Here is a 16002-nt window from a genome sequence, read left to right on the forward strand (position 1 = left end):
AATCATGAGGGAGAGAGACATGTCGAAAGCAAAACATAGAACGGGTCATATCCTGCTCTGCAGCACCATCCTCGCGGCTGCCTGGGCTTTTCCGGCGAGCGCGATGGCGCAAGCTGCGCCCCCGGCCCCTGAAGCCCCCTCGGAAACCGAAGCCCCTGCGCCAAATGAAATCATCGTCACGGCGCAGCGCAAGGAGGAGCGCCTCTCCCGGGTGCCGGTTTCGGTCGTCGCCTTCGATGCCGAGACGCTCCAGGACCGGGCGATCACCAGCGAACAGGATATCGGAACGCTCGTGCCCGGCCTACAGGTCAAGAACGGCCAGAATTCAAACCAGCTCAGCTTCAGCATGCGCGGTCAGTCGCTCGATCCCTTTTCGGGAACGAGCCCTGCCGTCCTGACCTACCTCAACGAAGCGCCCTATAATCCGAACAACACCTCGACCGCCTTTTTCGACCTCGGTTCGATCCAGGTGTTGAAAGGGCCGCAGGGCACCTTGTTCGGGCGCAACGCGACGGGCGGCGCCGTCCTTTATTCGACGCCGATGCCCGGCGATGAATTTACGGGTTATGTTATCCTGCGCGGCGCCGAACGCGACTATGGCCAGATGCAGGCGGCGATCGACCTGCCGCTGATCCCCGGGAAACTCGGAGTCCGGCTGGCGGGCGATATCACCCGCGGCGATGGCTATGTCACCAACGTGAATACCGGCAACACGCTGGGCGACAAGAACAGCCGCTCGGCCCGCGCAACGATCCTGTTCACACCCAGCGACACGATCAAGAACTCCACGGTCGTCCAATATGACCGGGTCAAGGGAACCGAGGGCGCCGGAAACATCATCAACTATAACTCGGTACCGACGACGCCCGGCGATCCGTCGACGCAGTTCAACAGCGACGGGACAAACCATTTCTTCAACACCACGGGCGTGACGTGGGATGCGACGCTGGCGGCAATTTATGGCGGCAACGACGGACCGGCGGGACCGGGCTTTTTTCCGGGCGGAGTCGAGGGTTTTACGAAATTCTCGCACGACAATCCGTACAAGACGTTTCTGCAGTTCGACCTACCGCACAGCGCTGAAAATTTCTTCGTCTCGAACACGACCGAAGTCGATCTCAGCGACACCGTGAAGGTCAAGAACATCTTTTCCTATATGCAGGGCAAAGCCAATACGCCGGGCAATCTGGGTGGCGGCCCGTTCGGCAGTCTCTGGCTGTTCAAACTCAGCGGGATCAACGCGACCGGCACGCCGGGCGGTCAGACCTTCCGTTCGAAGACCTACACCAATGAGTTGCAAATCCAGGGAACGGCCTTCGACGATCGCCTCGATTACACCGCCGGCGTCTTCTATTCGCGCCAGCGGCGCTTCGAGATCATTCCGATCAACATCGGTGCCGATGTCGTTCCGGGAGGGATCGCCGATATCTCCTATGCCTACCGAAACAGGGAATCGTCGAAGGCCGTATTTGCCCAGCTCAGCTACAAGGTTACCGACCAGCTGACCGCCACCCTCGGAGGTCGCTACACCTGGGTGAATGTCGGGATCACGCAAGCGCCCGGCAACGTCTTCGGCGTCGATCCGGATTCACCGGCCGCGAGGCAGAGCAAAAAGCTCTCGGCGCCCGCCTGGACCGCGAGTCTGCAATATCAGATCGACTCCAACAACATGGTCTATTTCAATCAGCGCGGCAGCTTCCGGTCGGGCAACCTCAACGGCACGGTCGCCCCGTTCATCGACCCGCTGACGGGTGGACCTGCCAACCTTTTCAAGAACGAGAAGGTCCACGACTTCGAGCTGGGCTACAAGTTCAATGGGCGGATCGGCGAAGCGCCGGCGCAGTTCAACATCGCCGCCTACAAGGTCATCGTGAAGGATGCTCAGCGTGCGCTCTACGCGGTCGTTGGCGGCGCCCCCGCCGGATTCACGGTCAATGTGCCGGAGGCCGTAACAAAAGGCATCGAACTCGACGCGAACATCGGCCTGACCGACTGGCTCGATGTCGGTTTCAACCTCGCTTTCACCGATGCCGAATATACGAAGAACACGGTCCCCATCCCGTTCGTCGGAAGCCTCGAGGTGGATTCCTATCCCGACAGCCCGAAATGGTCGGGCTCGGCCAACGTCGTAGTGAAGCTCCCGGTCCCCGCCAATTTGGGCACAATGGATTTGCGCGCGGATTTCTACGGCCAGACGCACACCTTCTTCTCCAGCACGAACGGCACGTCCACGCCGGGTACCCGCCTCGACGGATATTCGACCATCGCCCTGCGCTACAGCTGGAAGGACATCATGGAGAGCAGGGTTTCCGCGGCGGTATTCGTCCGGAACCTTACCGACAAGGTCTATCACATCTCAGGATATGCGCTCGGTGCCTCGAACGGGGTGAACACCTGGTATCCTGGCGAACCCCGCACGATCGGCGCGGAGCTTTCGGTCAAGTTCTGATGCCACTCCGGGGGGAGATCTTCCAGCCTTTGGTTGGGAGTCTTCCCGCCGGTCGAGCCACCATGCCGAGCGGCCCGCCGCCGGCCCACAACGAAAAGGATATGATGAGTGACCCAAGATCAGGCGCTGGCCCGGTTACTGGACGAACGCGCAATCGAGCGGATCATCCACGACTATGCCTTTTTTCTCGACATGAACCAGCCCGAGAAGATGGCGGAGCTTTTCGTCGAAGATTGCGAAGTCAGCTACGCCCCCAATTTCGGTGCGAAGGGGATCGAGGCCTATAAGCAGACGCTCGATGGCATCGGCACCTTCTTCACGGCGACATCGCACCATGTGTCCGGCGTCACCTTCGATTGGGTGAGCGACGCCGAGGTCCAGGTACGCGCGATCGTTCTGGCCATCCACCGCTACACGAAGGAGCGCCCCGACGGCGTCCTCTATGGCCAATATCATGATGTGGTCGTCAAGCAGGACGGCGGGTGGAAATTCAAGACCCGCATCCTCAAAACGACGATGACGACCGACTATCATGTCCGGGCCTTCAACCCCGTCGGACGCGGCGATTGAAATGACCGATAGCCCGCCGCTGCGCATCGAGTCCGGACCGGACATCGACTGGATTATCCTCGATCGGCCCGATGCGTCGAACGCCTTTTCCGCAGCGCTGCTCGATGCCTTCTCGGTCGCGCTTGATCGGCTGACGGGCGAAGGCGCGCCCGTGATCGGCATCCGGGGCGAAGGCAAGGGCTTCAGCGCTGGTGTGGACCTTGGCGAATATGGCGGCGCCGCCACGCCCTCCGAAGATGTCGCGCGGCTGCGCCGCAATCTCGAGCGCTGGCAGGCGATGTGGCGGCACCCGAAACCGGTCATCGTCGCCATTCACGGCTTCTGCCTCGGCATCGCGGCGCAATTGCCCTGCTTTGCCGATCTCACGATCGTCGCTGACGACGCGCGGATCGGCGAGCCGGGTCTGCCGATCGGCGGGGGCTATATCGCGCCCGCCTGGGTGTCGCAGGTCGGGGCGAAGCGCGCCAAGGAGCTGGCGTTCCTGCCCGGCAATCATGTGGACGGGCGGACCGCCGAAGCCTGGGGCTGGGCCAATGCTGCGGTACCTGCCGATCAATTGATCGCGTGCGTCGAGGCGCTGGCGGCGCGGATCGCGAAAATCCCGGCGCCGGTGCTTGCGATGAAGAAAATGTCGATCAACCGCGCGATGGAAGCCGGCGGTTTTATCACCGCGGTCAATGCCGTCGCCGAAAGCGACGCCATCCTACATTTCGAGCCCGCGGTCCTCGAACTGCGCGAAACGCTCGCCAGGGATGGCTTGCGCGACACCTTGGCGCGTTTCCGCGGCGAAAGCTCAACCGAAATATTCCGACGTTTTAAAGGGGAAGCAGCCAATGGCTGATATCGAATTTTCCGTTTCCGGTCACACTGCACATGTCCGCCTCAACCGGCCTGATGGTCTCAACGCCATTACGCCCGCGATGGACGATCTGCTGTTCGATGCGTGGCAGACGATCAACGACGATCCCGAAATCTGGTGCGCGATCCTTTCTGCCGAAGGCGAGAAGGGCTTTTGTATTGGCGGCGATGTGTCCGATGGAGCAGAACGCAAATCGCGCATGGCGCTGGCTGGAGGGCTCACCGGTATCGGTGGACCCCTGGTGACGCTGACGAAACCGCTGATCGCTGCTGTCCAGGGTTTCTGCGTCGGCGGCGGGTTCGAACTGGCGATGTGCGCCGATATCATCGTCGCCGCCGACACGGCCCAGTTCGGCCTCCCGGAAACCAAGGTCGGAATCATCGGCGAGTGCGGCGTGGTCCATCGCGCGGTGCGCCAACTGCCGTACCATATCGCCATGGCGATGATCCTCACGGGCGAGCGTATCGACAGCGCAACCGCCGAGCGCTTCGGCCTCGTCAATCAGGTCGTGCCCTATGCGGACCTTGCGGCGAGCGCGCAGGCATGGGCCGACAAGATCAACAAGGCAGCGCCGCTCGCCAATCAGGCAGCGAAAGCATCGGCGAACGGTCGGCTGGGATATCCGCTCAACGTCGCGTTGATGACCAAGTTCGAAGAGATCGAGCAATATGCGGGCAGTGCCGACCAGCGCGAGGGCGATGCCGCGCGCGCCGAGGGACGTAAACCCGTGTGGACAGGACGCTGAGGCCAAACCATGAGCACGATCGATCCGCGTCACTTCCGCAACGTCCTCGGTTGCTATCCCACGGGCGTCTGCGTCGTCACCGCCTCGCACGACGGTGCGCGTCACGCCATGGTCGTGGGAAGCTTCACCTCGATTTCGCTCGATCCCCCGCTGGTCGGCTTCTTCCCCGACAAGAAGTCGTCGAGCTGGCCGCAGATTGCGGCGACCGGGCGGTTCTGCGCGAACATTCTGACCGCCGACCAGAAGCATCATTCGAGTCGTTTTGCTGCCAAGGCAGCCGACAAGTTCGAGGGGCTCGAATATGCAACGAGTCCCGCCGGGCTGCCGCTCCTGCACGATGTTCTCGCGTGGATCGAATGCTCGATTGCGTCGGTGACCGAGATCGGTGACCATCTGCTTGTCGTGGGGAGCGTACAGGCGCTCGAAATGCGCGACAGCGGCACCCCCTTGCTCTTTTTTCGCGGAGGCTATCATGACCTTGCCGACTGTATCGAAACCCAGGCATGACCCGGTGACCACAATCTCGCCCATCGCAGAGATTATCGCCGAAGCGCGTAACGGCAAGCCGTTCATCCTCGTCGATGCCGACGACCGCGAGAATGAGGGCGACATCATCATTCCCGCGCAGTTCGCAACGCCCGACCGTATCAACCAGATGGCGACCCACGCTCGCGGTCTGATCTGCCTTACCATAACCGCCGAACGCGCAAGGTTTCTTGAGCTTGAGCAGATGTCGCAGAACAACCGCTCGGGTCATGGCACAGCCTTCACCGTGTCGATAGAGGCGCGCGAAGGGGTGACGACGGGCATATCGGCCTTTGACCGCGCGCATACCATTTCGGTCGCAATCAACTCGCGCGACCCGAAGAGCGATCTCGTCACACCGGGCCATGTCTTCCCGCTTGTCGCGCGCGCCGGCGGCGTCCTCGTCCGCGCTGGACACACAGAGGCGGCGGTGGATATCTCCAAACTCGCGGGGCTGATCCCGGCGGCGGTCATCTGCGAGGTGATGAACGACGACGGGTCGATGGCGCGGCTAGAGGACCTTATCCCGTTCGCTGCCAAACATGACATGAAGATCGGCACGATCGCCGACCTGATCGCCTTTCGGCGCAAATCCGAAATGCTGGTCGAACGCGTGGCATCGGGTCCGTTCGTCAGCCATTATGGCGATGATTTCACCATCCACGTCTATCGCGACACGATCGAAGGCGGAGAACATGTGGCGCTGACGCGCGGCACGATCGGGCCCGACTCCAACACCTTGGTCCGTGTCCACCAGTTTGACCTGACCGCCGACCTTTTGGGATACCGCAACGCGCATCCTGATTATGTACCGGCCGCCCTCAAGCAACTCGCAGCCCATGAAGGTCCCGCAGTCGCGGTGTTCATTCAGGATGCCGATCCGCGGTCGATCTCGCGCCGGGTCGGCGGCGGGCGCCGTGAATATGCCGAGCGCGCGAGCGATCGCGACTATGGTTTCGGGGCGCAGATATTACGCGACGTCGGCGTCCGCCGCATGACATTGCTCACCTCGAGCAACCGCAAGATGGCGGCGCTCGAAGGCTTCGGCCTCGAGATCGTCGATCGCCAGCCGATTGAAACATGAAGCCGGAGCGAAGGCGATGACATCCACTGCGGGCAACAAGGCGATCGTCGCGGACTTTTTCGAGACTTTCTCAAAGGGCGACGTGCCCGGCGTAATCGATCGTATGCATGACGAAGGCAGCTGGTGGGTGTCTGGCGCGATCGAGGGCATGTCGGGCACCTATCCCAAGGCGACGCTCGCCGGCCTGCTCGACGGCGCGCGGGCGCTCTATCGCGAAGGGGCGCTGCGCATCACGCCGACGGTGATGACCGCCGAGGACGACCGGGTCGCGGTCGAAGCCACATCCTTTGCGACGATGGAAGACGGCCGCGTCTATGCAAACAGCTATCATTTCCTGGTGACGCTGCGCGATGGCAAGGTCGCGACGGTGCGCGAGTATATGGACACGATTCACGCCCGCGAGACGTTTTTCGGCTCCTGAGCGATATGCGAAGCGGCCAGCGGCATGCACGTCGCGGCGACGATCTGGTTCAGCGTATCGTCGAGCGCCGCCGAAAATTCCCGGTCGATCCGCTGGCCCTCGGCATCGCGGGTATGCGCCGCCAAGATATTCAGGAACATGAAACAGGCCGTGATCAGCCGCCGCTGGGCGACGTCGTCGGAGAGGAAATCAAGTCGCGCGCGCAGGAGCGCCAAGGCTTCGCCAATGTGCGGGGGCAAGTGTCCCCCGAAGCGGCCGAACTCCGTATCGCTGTTGCGCAGCAGATATTGGCAGAGAAAATTGGCGTAGCTGTGGTCGCCATGCGCATCGATCAGTTCGAGCTGCGGCAAGAAAATGATGTCCATAATCGTGCGCGCATCGTCCAGCCGGCCGGCATCGCGCGCCGCCCGCAACATCTCGCCGCGCTTGGCTTCCATCTGGTCCATTCGATAGTCGAAGACCGCCTGGACCAGCGTGTCGCGAATCCCGAAATGATATTGCACCGCATGATGGTTGCGCTGCCCAGCCGCGGCCGCGATCTCGCGCAGAGACACGCCTTCGATCCCGCCCTTCGCGAACAAGATCTCGGCCGCGAGAATCAGCCGCGTCTTGGCGTCGTCACTGCGCACCGCGCGCTTGCTGATGGGCATCGATGTCACGGCGTCTCCCTTGGAATCTCGCTCGCTAAAGACTTTGCCGCAGCCGGCCCGCGCGATCAACAATGCTGCGCCGCTTTCCTGCAGCATAAACGAAGATGACCCTACGGAATTCGCTTGACCCAAACCCCGATATAATATTTAAGCCACGTGGCTTAAAATAACAATGGGAGATATGTCATGGCGATGGACACGGGTCTAATTTTTCACCCCTATATGCGGCCGGAGCGCACCGCGCGGCAGACGTTCGAATGGGGGGTGCAGAGCTCCATCGCCGCCGACAAGGCCGGCTTTTCGACGATGATGATTTCCGAGCATGCCTCGCAGGTCTGGGAGAATATTCCCAATCCCGAACTGATCATCGCAGCCGCCGCGCTACAGACCAAGAATATCGCCTTCGCGCCGATGGCGCATATCCTGCCGCACCATAATCCGACCAAATTGGCGATGACCGTCGGCTGGCTTTCGCAGATTCTCGAAGGCCGCTATTTCATGGGGATCGGCGCAGGCGCCTATCCGCTCGCTTCCTATATGCACGGTATCAAGGAAGAGGATCAGAACACCGAGCATCTCAACGACATGGTGCGCGAATCCTTGTTCATCATGGAGAAGATTTGGGCGCGCGAACCCTTTTTCTACGAGGGCAAATATTGGGACGCGGGCTTCCCCGAGGAAGAGCCGGCGGTCACCGAGGAGGATGAGCAGCACAAACTCGCCAACTACTCGCCTTACGGCGGCGGCTTCCCCGAATTCGCGGTCACCGGCTTCAGCGCTAACTCGCCTTCGATGCGGCTCGCCGGCGAGCGCAACTTCAAGCCGGTCTCGATCTTCTCGGGTATCGACGCGCTGAAGCGCCATTGGGAAATCTACTCGGAGGCCAATATCAAGGCCGGTTTCACTCCGCATCGCCAGCGCCACGCCGTGTCGCAAACTGTATTCGTCGCCGACACCGATGCCGAGGCAAAGCGCCTCGTGATGGAAGGCCCGATCGGCTACTGCTTCAACCGCTATCTCATCCCGATCTGGCGCCGCTTCGGCATGATGGACGGCTTTGCCAAGGATGCGGGCATCGATCCGCTCAAGGCCGATCTCGAATTCCTCGTCGATCATGTCTTCGTCGTGGGATCACCCGACACGGTGGTCGAAAAAATCAGCACCTTGTTTGACGCATGCGGCGGGTGGGGCACGCTCCAGGTCGAATCCCACGATTATTACGACGACCCGTCTCCCTGGTTCCACTCGCTGGAATTGATCGCTAAAGAAGTGGCACCGCGGATCAAGCTGCCCGAACCTGCAACTGTTTAACGTCCTCCGTCCGGTTGGCTGAGGGCGAACACTCTCAGCCAACTTCGGTTCGTATTGGCCGAAAGCGGTCGGGCCGGTTGCGGCGCAAAAATGTGCGAAAGCGGACACTCGTCTTGGAGCACCGCGGGCGCGGCCGTGCTGTCTACTACTGGCCAGGACCGGAACCTTCGTCCGAAGGAAGCGTCCTAAGCGATATCCTTCAGAGGAGGTTCCCATGGTTGATGAGATCCATACAACCCGCGAACCCGACGGCACGTCACATACCACAACAGTCGTCGACCGCGATCCGAAACGCGGTGGCGGGGCGGGCATCACGCTCCTCGTCGTTGCCGCGCTGGCTATCGCGGCATTTCTAGGGTTCCAGTTCCTCGGTAACGAGAAGGCCGAAACCGGTGCAGTCACCGAGGCAGCGCAGAAGGTGGGTGATGCCGCTCAGGATGTCGGCGACGCGGCCCAAGAGGCCGTCAAATAGCAGGCGGGCCAATCTGCCCCGGTTGAGGCTGTCGTCCCTTTCCCTGTGAGAGACTTTTCCAGCGTAGAACTATCGATTGAGACGCCGACTGATGGGCCGATGGCTTCGACCGCACGATTGATCTGACTGCTTTCCTGAAGCCTTCGGGTTGCGACCCCCGAGGCCGATGGGGCTTCTCCTGAATTATTCGGGAGACGAAAAGGCCCCGCCCTCAGCGGGGTCTTTTTGCCGTGCTCCATATTTTGCGCGCAGCATCCCCGACGATATTATCGCTCCATCCGCTGCCGCATAATGGCATTGCCGGAACTTCAATCGACGCTCCCGCGTTTTCTGGACAACCCCGTCTCCTGAGGCCACTTGTCTCATGGCTCTCAGGAGACGCGGCCAGAGCGCCTCCGAGGGTCGCCCGGGGATCAGATCAGCCTCGGGACAGGGCCCGCTTTCAAAGTTTCGCCCGATTCATCTCCCCGCAAATCGCGTGAAAATTAAGGATTTGTTATCCATCTGGCCCCACGATGAGACTGTGCCGCACCCCCTGTGCCCCACACACATGCGGCGTAAAGTAGGACGGCGGTCGCTGGTCCCGGCCGCCGTCCAGCGTCCTTTTAGGCGTATATCCTGGATTTCCCGCATTTTGGCACGTCGCCGCGGTGGCGACATCAATCGACCGATGATGTCTGTAGCCCTCCGTCCCACTTGCGGAGAGACCGGCGGCGTGTCGATTCCGTGCATGCCTCCTTCCGCCGGCATGCTAAAGCCCGCAACCTTGGGGCAATGATCGACAACGTCGATCAACTCGCTCCGCGATTTGGTCTGCCGACAAGGCCGCGCCCTGCGGTCCGGGTCGACCGGGAAGGCGCGCCGCATGGCTGCCGACAATCCACCTATCAATCTGGGCCGCACATTGGGGCTAGCGCTGGTGCTCGCGTCCGATGCGCCGCTGCTTCTGCTCGACGAAAATCTGGCGATCGTCGCGGCGAGCGACAGTTTCTGTGCCGCCTTCGGCATCGATCCCGACACCGTCACCGGGCAGACGATCTATGACCTCGACCATCATCATTGGGACTTGCCGCGGCTGCACTCGCTGATCGAAGCGACGCTGTCGGGCGCCGCCGAGGTCGAAGCCTATGAGATGGAGATCAAGACGAGCGCGGGGGCGGTGCGATGCGTCGTGATCAAGGCGCAGCGGCTCGAATATGGCGACGGCCTGAACACCAGGATGGTGGTCACCGTGATCGACGTCACCGAAGAGCGGCAGAACGAGAAGCGCCACAAGGAACTGGTTCACGCCAATGCCGCGCTGCTCCACGAGATGCAGCACCGCGTCGCGAACAGCCTGCAGATTATTGCGAGCATCTTGATGCAGAGCGCGCGCAAGGTGCAGTCGGACGAGGCGCGCGGCCATTTGAGCGACGCGCATCAACGCGTGATGTCGATCGCGACGCTGCAACGCCACCTCGCCGAATCCGAGGGGGGCGCAGTCGAGCTCGAACCCTATCTGGCGCAACTATGCGCCAGCATCGGGGCGTCGATGATCTATGACCGCGAGCAGCTAACGCTCACTACCCGCGTCGATCCGGTGTCGATCAGCGGCGATATATCGGTCAGCATGGGGCTGGTCGTCACCGAACTGGTGATTAATGCGCTCAAGCACGCCTTTCCGGACGGCCGCCCCGGTCATGTCGTCGTCGGCTATGCCACGACAGGCGACGACTGGACTTTGTCGGTTTCGGACGACGGGATCGGCATGGGGGAGGACCCCGAACGGTCCCCAGCGGGTCTGGGCACGCGCATCGTCCAGGCGCTCGCCAAGCAGTTGGGAGCGGAGATTGCGGTCGAGGACACCGCGCCGGGAACCCTTGTGTCGCTGACCCGGACCGTGCAGATCGCACGGCAGGTCGCCGCCAATGACGAAGCACAGATCGCTGCGGTCTGACCTGCCCTCCCCCGGTCAGGAGGGGGAGTTCACGACCTCCACGTCATCCGCCTTGCATCCCACCAACGACGTTTCGCCAGCATAATCTGCCGACAGAACATGAACCGCCAGTCTTGGCCGGTTGCAGTCAGGCAAGTTTCAGGCAGGAAATTTCGGAAGCGGACGTCGCCGTCGCCGAGCCGCTACGATGGATCGGTGGGCGGAAAGCGCAATGTGGTCGCGATCTGAGCTTCGGCCGTGGTTGCTTCAGCAATGAGCAGGCGCAGTGCCTTTGCGGTGTCTTCCAAAAGCCCATCACCAAGAGGCCGCTCGCCATTAATGAAACGGCGGATGGCCCGCTCGTCTATGCCAAGGCGCCGCGAGAATGCCGTGGTGCCGCCAAACAGTTGGACGCAATAAGCAAAATGCTCGCGTCGCTCGTCCACTGAAAATGACGCGGCCATTGTTTCCCCTTTTCGTTCGCTGCCAGTGGCCATAGGCGATCTGTCGGATGAGGCGCAATCGACCAATTGCGGGTATTGGAAGTTGCGCCAAGCCGCGCACCGCGGGAGTTGGCCGACAGCGGCTACCCTATCAGAATTTGAGAGTGTTCGTGGTTTTGCCTGAGCAGTTTGTGCGCTGAAAGCGATGACCGCCGGGTGGGATGTCGGGCGGCATCGGCGTGGCGGGCGGGAGGTGACGCCGGGCAAACGCGCCTAGCGGTTCGTCGCAATTAACAATGTTTGCCGAAGCTTTGTTTACGCGATTTCGCGAGTGATTTTCCGTTGCACAGAGCCGGGGGGCACACTGCGGCAGAAGCCGCGCGACGGAGAATCGAAGTGCTCGAAAACCAGAAAATACGCCCGGCGGCGGTGATCGGCCCGCACGGCGAAGAATTGACATTGGATAATCTTCCACCGCCGGAAACGACGCGCTGGGTCAGCCGGCGCAAGGCACAGGTCGTCGCCGCCATCGAAGGCGGGTTGATTACGTCCGAAGAAGCGTGCGCCCGTTATCGAATGAGCCGGGAGGAACTCGCGAATTGGCAGCGTCTGTTCGACCGGATCGGCGTGCCCGGCCTGCGCACGACGCGCATACAGCATTATCGCGAGCAATTTCCCGATCGGTTGTTGTCTTCATAGCGCCCCGCGCGGCAACTCGTCGCAAAGCGGCCCTGAAATCAATATTTCGTTAACTATATCGGACGATCCTCTCCGCATCGGAACATCGATGCCGCAAAGTCTCCTAACCCCCACGGGCGGCAGCGATCAGGGCGGCGGTTGCTGGTCCCAGCCGCCGCCCTTTCCGTGCCGGTTCCGATCGGGTTCCGCGCGGGCGTCCGATACTGCGCGGTCGTGCAAATCTTGTCGAAAGAGACCGATCGGCCGCTTCGACCCGCCATGCCCGGTCGGGCGGCGATGATGCTGCGAGCCAGGCGGTCCGCCCCGTACATCGCCGTCGGATCCGGCGTCGCGTTATACCTCGGCGCACGCGGCCACGCCGAGTTCTGCTATGCGACAACTATCTGATCGACGTCGAGCATGCGTCATCGGCGATGGCGATGGCGATGGCACGAATGCAAGCTAGATCGGCCCGCGTTCAATGGGGCCCAGCAGCATGATTTTCACGGAGCGCCCTCTAAGCGGCTTCCGGCCGATCCATCGTCTAAATGCGTCATAGAGTGGCCGCTCGCTGCCCCTCCTAACTTAACCGCGCATTCTTGGGCGGCAGGAATGCGCGGGTGAAGATACTGCGCGTTGCCGGCGTTCGCGGGAGAGATTTGGTTTCGACCATCGCGGCGATCGCACGCGACAGGCGCGCGTCGCTGGCGTCGCCGATACCCAGCGCAGCGCGTTCGGCATGGTTCATTTCGTGGCGCAGCGTTTCGGTAAGGCGCGATAACTCCACTTCGCGGCGCAGACTCGAATCGCGGCGCATCGCCGCTGCCACAGCCGCCTCCGGATCGCGGACGGCATCGATCACGCCACGATTGAAGGCTCGCACGATCCGCTTCACGTCGTGGGGGTGCGTCGTCACCATGTCCGCCGACGCCATGACCGCGCTACCGTAGAAATCAGGCAACACCGTATCATAGCGCAGGAAGCGGAGGCGAGTAGCGGGATCGATCCCGGCGGTCAGCGCAGCGGCGGTTTGCGTCGTGAAATAACCGAAGACCCCATCGCTCTTTCCCGCGAGCATGTCGGTGACGAGTGCGGTCATGCTGGCATCGGATGGAACGACGGTGATCGCCGCGGGGTCGAAGCCGGTAGCGCGGGCGTAAGGCGGAAAAGTGCCGAGCGCGACGTCGGTCGGATGCGCCGCGATCCGTTTTCCGGCCAGATCCTGCGGCGTGCGAATGGGGCCGTCCGCCGCAACGCCGATGACCGAGGGGGACTGGTTGAACATCATATAGACGCCGACCGGGACCTTGGCGGGGGTTGCGCTATTCGCCGCGGCTTCGATCAGCGCGTTGATATCGCCATAGCCCAGATCGAAGCCTTCGGCCGCCATACGCGGCGCGGCGGTGTAGGCTCCGCGCCCCGAAGTGAAGTCGATTTCGATCCCCTCGTCGCGCAAATACCCCTTGTCCTGGGCGATGACGAACCAGCTGTTTACCCCGCTGTAGCCCGAATTGAGCAGCATGCGGTAACGGCGCAAGGGCTTGGGCCGGGCCGCGCGCGCGATACCGGGGCAAGAGGCCCCGACGAGTGATGCCGACAGTCCCGCAAGCAATTGGCGGCGAGAGGTTGGAACTGCAACGATCCGGTCGGCAGGGAGGCCATCTTCTTGGTCCCTGTTGTCAAACATCGCGCTCATCATGGCCTTCCCTTCTCCCCGCCTACTGCGTCGGCAATGATGTTGTGCCCAGCCTGTCGATGCGCATCAATGGAAATCAGGGTTTTGGATGTGCAACAGTGAAGGCAGGTCATTCCCTCAGAAATTTCTCAGGAATTCTGTAGTTGGCCGGTCGGCGCCAGTCTGCTTTCCGGTGGGGATCGCGAAAACTGACATCGCACGCGGCCCGCCGGACGACGCTCGCCGGAGGCGCAAGCTTATACTGGACCTCCGGCATTGCGCTGACTTGCCGGGGATAGAGAGCGTTGGAACGGCGATAACCAGTGTGGCCGTTTTGGCCCCCTGCCAGCAGGTCAGCGTCGTTCCGCTATCCCGTCACGCGCCACCTCGGCTCGCATCTTTGCCGAATAGGTTCGCCCGATGCGTATTTCACTCCCGTCGACGAGCTCAGCGGTCAATGCCGAAAACTGCAAGGTCTTCAAGCGAACGATGGCGTCCCTGCGAACAATCGCACTGCGATGGATGCGGATGAAGAGTTGGGGTGGAAGGCGTTGCTCCAATGACGTCAGACTTTCCTGATGCAGGTGGCTTTCGCCGTCGCTGAAGATGCGGACATAATCGCGCTCGGCGACGATGTGCGTTACGTCCTGCAGCGAAAGGCGTCGGTAATCTCCGCGCGATCGCACCCAGAAATCCGGTCCGGCGCTTTCTGCCTGCTGCAGCGCAGCGCGCAGCGTCCGGACCATCTCCTGCAGTTCATTGACGCGCTCCTCGCTGGAACTGGCCCGTAGCCGGGCGCAGGCGCGCGCGACCGCCACTTGCAGACGGGCCTGTTCGAGCGGTTTGGTCACATAGTCGATGGCATGCGCATCGAAGGCGCGCTGAGCCTGATGGTCGAATGCCGTCACGAATATTGTCGCCGGCGCTGCAGCGCCAAGCCGTTCGAGAAGATCAAAGCCGGTCCCGCCCGGCAACTGGATGTCGAGCGTGATGATGTCGGGGCGCAAGCGATCGATCAGCATTTCGGCCTCGTCGAGGTTCGCCGCTTCGCCCACGATATGGACGTCCGCCATGGCCCCAAGCGCGCGCCGGATGCGGCCGCGCGCGAGCGGCTCGTCCTCGACAATCAGGACCGAGAAGCCGCTCATTCGGTGCGCATCGGCATTTCGATCATCGCCTCCCACTCTCCCTTGCCATTATAGCCCGCCTTGCATCGCCCGCGCCCGCCGAACCGGGCATCCAGCCTTTCGCGTACATTGGCCAGCCCGATTCCGGTGGAGGCATGCTCCGCCGTTCCCCGATCGGGAGTAATATCATTGGTCACCGTCAATAGGAGCGATTGCTCCGTCGCCCTCGCTTCGACGCGAACCACGATGGGCGCGCGGGCCTGCCCGACGCCATGCTTGATCGCGTTTTCGACGAGAGGCTGCAAGATCAGACTTGGCACGAGCGCACCGGACAAGGCGGCGGGAATGTCGAATGCAAAGTTCAGCCGGTCGGAAAAACGTTCACGTTCGATCGCGAGATAATCCTGTTGCAGCGCGATTTCCCGGTCCAGACGAACATCGCTGAACGGATCCAGCGTCAGTGTCGTCCGCAGGAATTCGGACAAGACGACGACCATTCGCTTGGCTTCGTTTGGCATGCCTTCCTCGATCAACGCCGCGATGGAGTTGAATGTGTTGAACAGGAAATGCGGATTGATCTGATAGCGCAGCGCCCGCATCTGCGCCGTCAACGCCTCTTCGCGGATCGCGGCCAGCCGCCGCTCCTGCTGGCGCACCTCGTGGCTGTAGAGCATCGCGACGTAGAGGCATGCCCAACCGAAGAAGAAGGAGCTGTTCTCGATCAGGCCATAGACAAAATCGCGCGGCGCGAACGCCGGCTTCGCCGGCCACATGTACCAAGACGCGATGAGGAAATCGATGCTCGCGGAAAAAGGCGAGCAGAGCAAAGTAAGGACGAAGCACAACACGGCCTTGTGCAGGAAAGACAAATGGCGCCAGCGAAGGAGCAGCGCCGAAATGCCATATGTGATAGCGATGCTCGCCCCGATCCAGACGAGCTTTCCCGGCGCCGAAATCCACGCGTTGACCCCGACAAAATGCCAGAGGAGGCTCGCGATCAGGAAAACGGAAGACCAATAGACAGCGCCAAGCTGCCGGGTCATCCGGCGCAGCTCGGTCCGCGAATCCGCGTCTTCGG

The 16002-nt window shown here is 61.8% G+C and carries 16 protein-coding genes; 11 read left to right on the forward strand and 5 right to left on the reverse strand.

The annotated features are described in order from the left end of the window. Window positions 1-19 precede the first annotated feature (19 nt). The 7 genes from V8J55_RS00380 (at window position 20) to V8J55_RS00410 (ending at window position 6653) form a co-directional block, all read left to right on the forward strand. Complete coding sequence (locus tag V8J55_RS00380; RefSeq protein ID WP_336443876.1) at window positions 20-2449, forward strand: TonB-dependent receptor; 2430 nt, start codon at window positions 20-22, stop codon at window positions 2447-2449. Window positions 2450-2557: 108 nt separating this feature from the next. After that, window positions 2558-3019 carry a nuclear transport factor 2 family protein gene (locus tag V8J55_RS00385; RefSeq protein WP_336443877.1) on the forward strand — a complete coding sequence of 154 codons (462 nt, stop codon included), beginning with the start codon at window positions 2558-2560 and terminating at the stop codon, window positions 3017-3019. A 1-nt stretch (window position 3020) separates the two neighbouring features. Next, a complete protein-coding gene (locus V8J55_RS00390) occupies window positions 3021-3860 on the forward strand; it encodes an enoyl-CoA hydratase-related protein (protein ID WP_336443878.1) in 840 nt (279 codons plus the stop codon). Beyond that, window positions 3853-4623: an enoyl-CoA hydratase/isomerase family protein gene (locus V8J55_RS00395; RefSeq protein WP_336443879.1), complete on the forward strand. Its 771-nt coding sequence runs from the start codon at window positions 3853-3855 to the stop codon at window positions 4621-4623. Before V8J55_RS00390 ends, V8J55_RS00395 begins: the two co-directional genes overlap by 8 nt. 9 nt (window positions 4624-4632) lie before the next feature. Further along, on the forward strand, window positions 4633-5130 hold the full coding sequence (locus V8J55_RS00400) for a flavin reductase family protein (protein ID WP_336443880.1): 498 nt from the start codon (window positions 4633-4635) through the stop codon (window positions 5128-5130). Window positions 5131-5134: 4 nt separating this feature from the next. Continuing rightward, window positions 5135-6232: a 3,4-dihydroxy-2-butanone-4-phosphate synthase gene (gene ribB, locus V8J55_RS00405; protein WP_336443881.1), complete on the forward strand. Its 1098-nt coding sequence runs from the start codon at window positions 5135-5137 to the stop codon at window positions 6230-6232. A 16-nt stretch (window positions 6233-6248) separates the two neighbouring features. Then, complete coding sequence (locus V8J55_RS00410; protein ID WP_336443882.1) at window positions 6249-6653, forward strand: nuclear transport factor 2 family protein; 405 nt, start codon at window positions 6249-6251, stop codon at window positions 6651-6653. On the opposite strand, the gene V8J55_RS00415 is transcribed toward V8J55_RS00410, so the two are convergent. Then, window positions 6623-7435 carry a TetR/AcrR family transcriptional regulator gene (locus V8J55_RS00415; protein ID WP_336443883.1) on the reverse strand — a complete coding sequence of 271 codons (813 nt, stop codon included), beginning with the start codon at window positions 7433-7435 and terminating at the stop codon, window positions 6623-6625. The genes V8J55_RS00410 and V8J55_RS00415 overlap by 31 nt on opposite strands. 54 nt (window positions 7436-7489) lie before the next feature. Between V8J55_RS00415 and V8J55_RS00420 the strand changes: the two genes are divergently transcribed. The 3 genes from V8J55_RS00420 (at window position 7490) to V8J55_RS00430 (ending at window position 11022) form a co-directional block, all read left to right on the forward strand. Further along, on the forward strand, window positions 7490-8614 hold the full coding sequence (locus V8J55_RS00420) for an LLM class flavin-dependent oxidoreductase (protein WP_336443884.1): 1125 nt from the start codon (window positions 7490-7492) through the stop codon (window positions 8612-8614). A gap of 214 nt (window positions 8615-8828) precedes the next feature. Continuing rightward, entirely contained in the window at window positions 8829-9086 is a 258-nt protein-coding gene (locus V8J55_RS00425; protein ID WP_336443885.1) for a hypothetical protein, read from the forward strand. A gap of 865 nt (window positions 9087-9951) precedes the next feature. After that, on the forward strand, window positions 9952-11022 hold the full coding sequence (locus V8J55_RS00430; protein WP_336443886.1) for a sensor histidine kinase: 1071 nt from the start codon (window positions 9952-9954) through the stop codon (window positions 11020-11022). Window positions 11023-11204: 182 nt separating this feature from the next. On the opposite strand, the gene V8J55_RS00435 is transcribed toward V8J55_RS00430, so the two are convergent. Then, entirely contained in the window at window positions 11205-11465 is a 261-nt protein-coding gene (locus V8J55_RS00435; protein WP_336443887.1) for a helix-turn-helix domain-containing protein, read from the reverse strand. Between the two features lie 375 nt (window positions 11466-11840). Between V8J55_RS00435 and sciP the strand changes: the two genes are divergently transcribed. Continuing rightward, window positions 11841-12143 (forward strand): CtrA inhibitor SciP, encoded by a 303-nt coding sequence (gene sciP / locus V8J55_RS00440; protein ID WP_054587368.1) that lies wholly within the window; start codon window positions 11841-11843, stop codon window positions 12141-12143. A 559-nt stretch (window positions 12144-12702) separates the two neighbouring features. Here the strand turns inward: sciP and V8J55_RS00445 are convergent. From V8J55_RS00445 to V8J55_RS00455, 3 genes are all read right to left on the reverse strand, one after another. After that, window positions 12703-13818 carry an ABC transporter substrate-binding protein gene (locus tag V8J55_RS00445; RefSeq protein ID WP_336443888.1) on the reverse strand — a complete coding sequence of 372 codons (1116 nt, stop codon included), beginning with the start codon at window positions 13816-13818 and terminating at the stop codon, window positions 12703-12705. Window positions 13819-14150: 332 nt separating this feature from the next. Next, the gene (locus V8J55_RS00450; protein ID WP_336443889.1) at window positions 14151-14945 is read right to left on the reverse strand and encodes a LytR/AlgR family response regulator transcription factor; all 795 of its coding nucleotides are present in this window, start codon (window positions 14943-14945) and stop codon (window positions 14151-14153) included. After that, window positions 14942-15793: a sensor histidine kinase gene (locus V8J55_RS00455; protein ID WP_336443890.1), complete on the reverse strand. Its 852-nt coding sequence runs from the start codon at window positions 15791-15793 to the stop codon at window positions 14942-14944. The genes V8J55_RS00450 and V8J55_RS00455 overlap by 4 nt, the downstream gene beginning before the upstream one ends. Window positions 15794-16002 lie beyond the last annotated feature (209 nt).

Source organism: Sphingopyxis sp. CCNWLW2 (genome assembly GCF_037095755.1).
Classification (GTDB): domain Bacteria; phylum Pseudomonadota; class Alphaproteobacteria; order Sphingomonadales; family Sphingomonadaceae; genus Sphingopyxis.

Coding starts and splice junctions, on each gene's coding strand:
- V8J55_RS00380 (WP_336443876.1), top strand. CDS start 20: ATGTCGAAAGCAAAACATAGAACGGGTCATATCCTGCTCTGCAGCACC.
- V8J55_RS00390 (WP_336443878.1), top strand. CDS start 3,021: ATGACCGATAGCCCGCCGCTGCGCATCGAGTCCGGACCGGACATCGAC.
- V8J55_RS00435 (WP_336443887.1), bottom strand. CDS start 11,465: ATGGCCGCGTCATTTTCAGTGGACGAGCGACGCGAGCATTTTGCTTAT.
- V8J55_RS00430 (WP_336443886.1), top strand. CDS start 9,952: ATGGCTGCCGACAATCCACCTATCAATCTGGGCCGCACATTGGGGCTA.
- V8J55_RS00410 (WP_336443882.1), top strand. CDS start 6,249: ATGACATCCACTGCGGGCAACAAGGCGATCGTCGCGGACTTTTTCGAG.
- V8J55_RS00425 (WP_336443885.1), top strand. CDS start 8,829: ATGGTTGATGAGATCCATACAACCCGCGAACCCGACGGCACGTCACAT.
- V8J55_RS00400 (WP_336443880.1), top strand. CDS start 4,633: ATGAGCACGATCGATCCGCGTCACTTCCGCAACGTCCTCGGTTGCTAT.
- V8J55_RS00445 (WP_336443888.1), bottom strand. CDS start 13,818: ATGAGCGCGATGTTTGACAACAGGGACCAAGAAGATGGCCTCCCTGCC.
- V8J55_RS00420 (WP_336443884.1), top strand. CDS start 7,490: ATGGCGATGGACACGGGTCTAATTTTTCACCCCTATATGCGGCCGGAG.
- V8J55_RS00395 (WP_336443879.1), top strand. CDS start 3,853: ATGGCTGATATCGAATTTTCCGTTTCCGGTCACACTGCACATGTCCGC.
- V8J55_RS00450 (WP_336443889.1), bottom strand. CDS start 14,945: ATGAGCGGCTTCTCGGTCCTGATTGTCGAGGACGAGCCGCTCGCGCGC.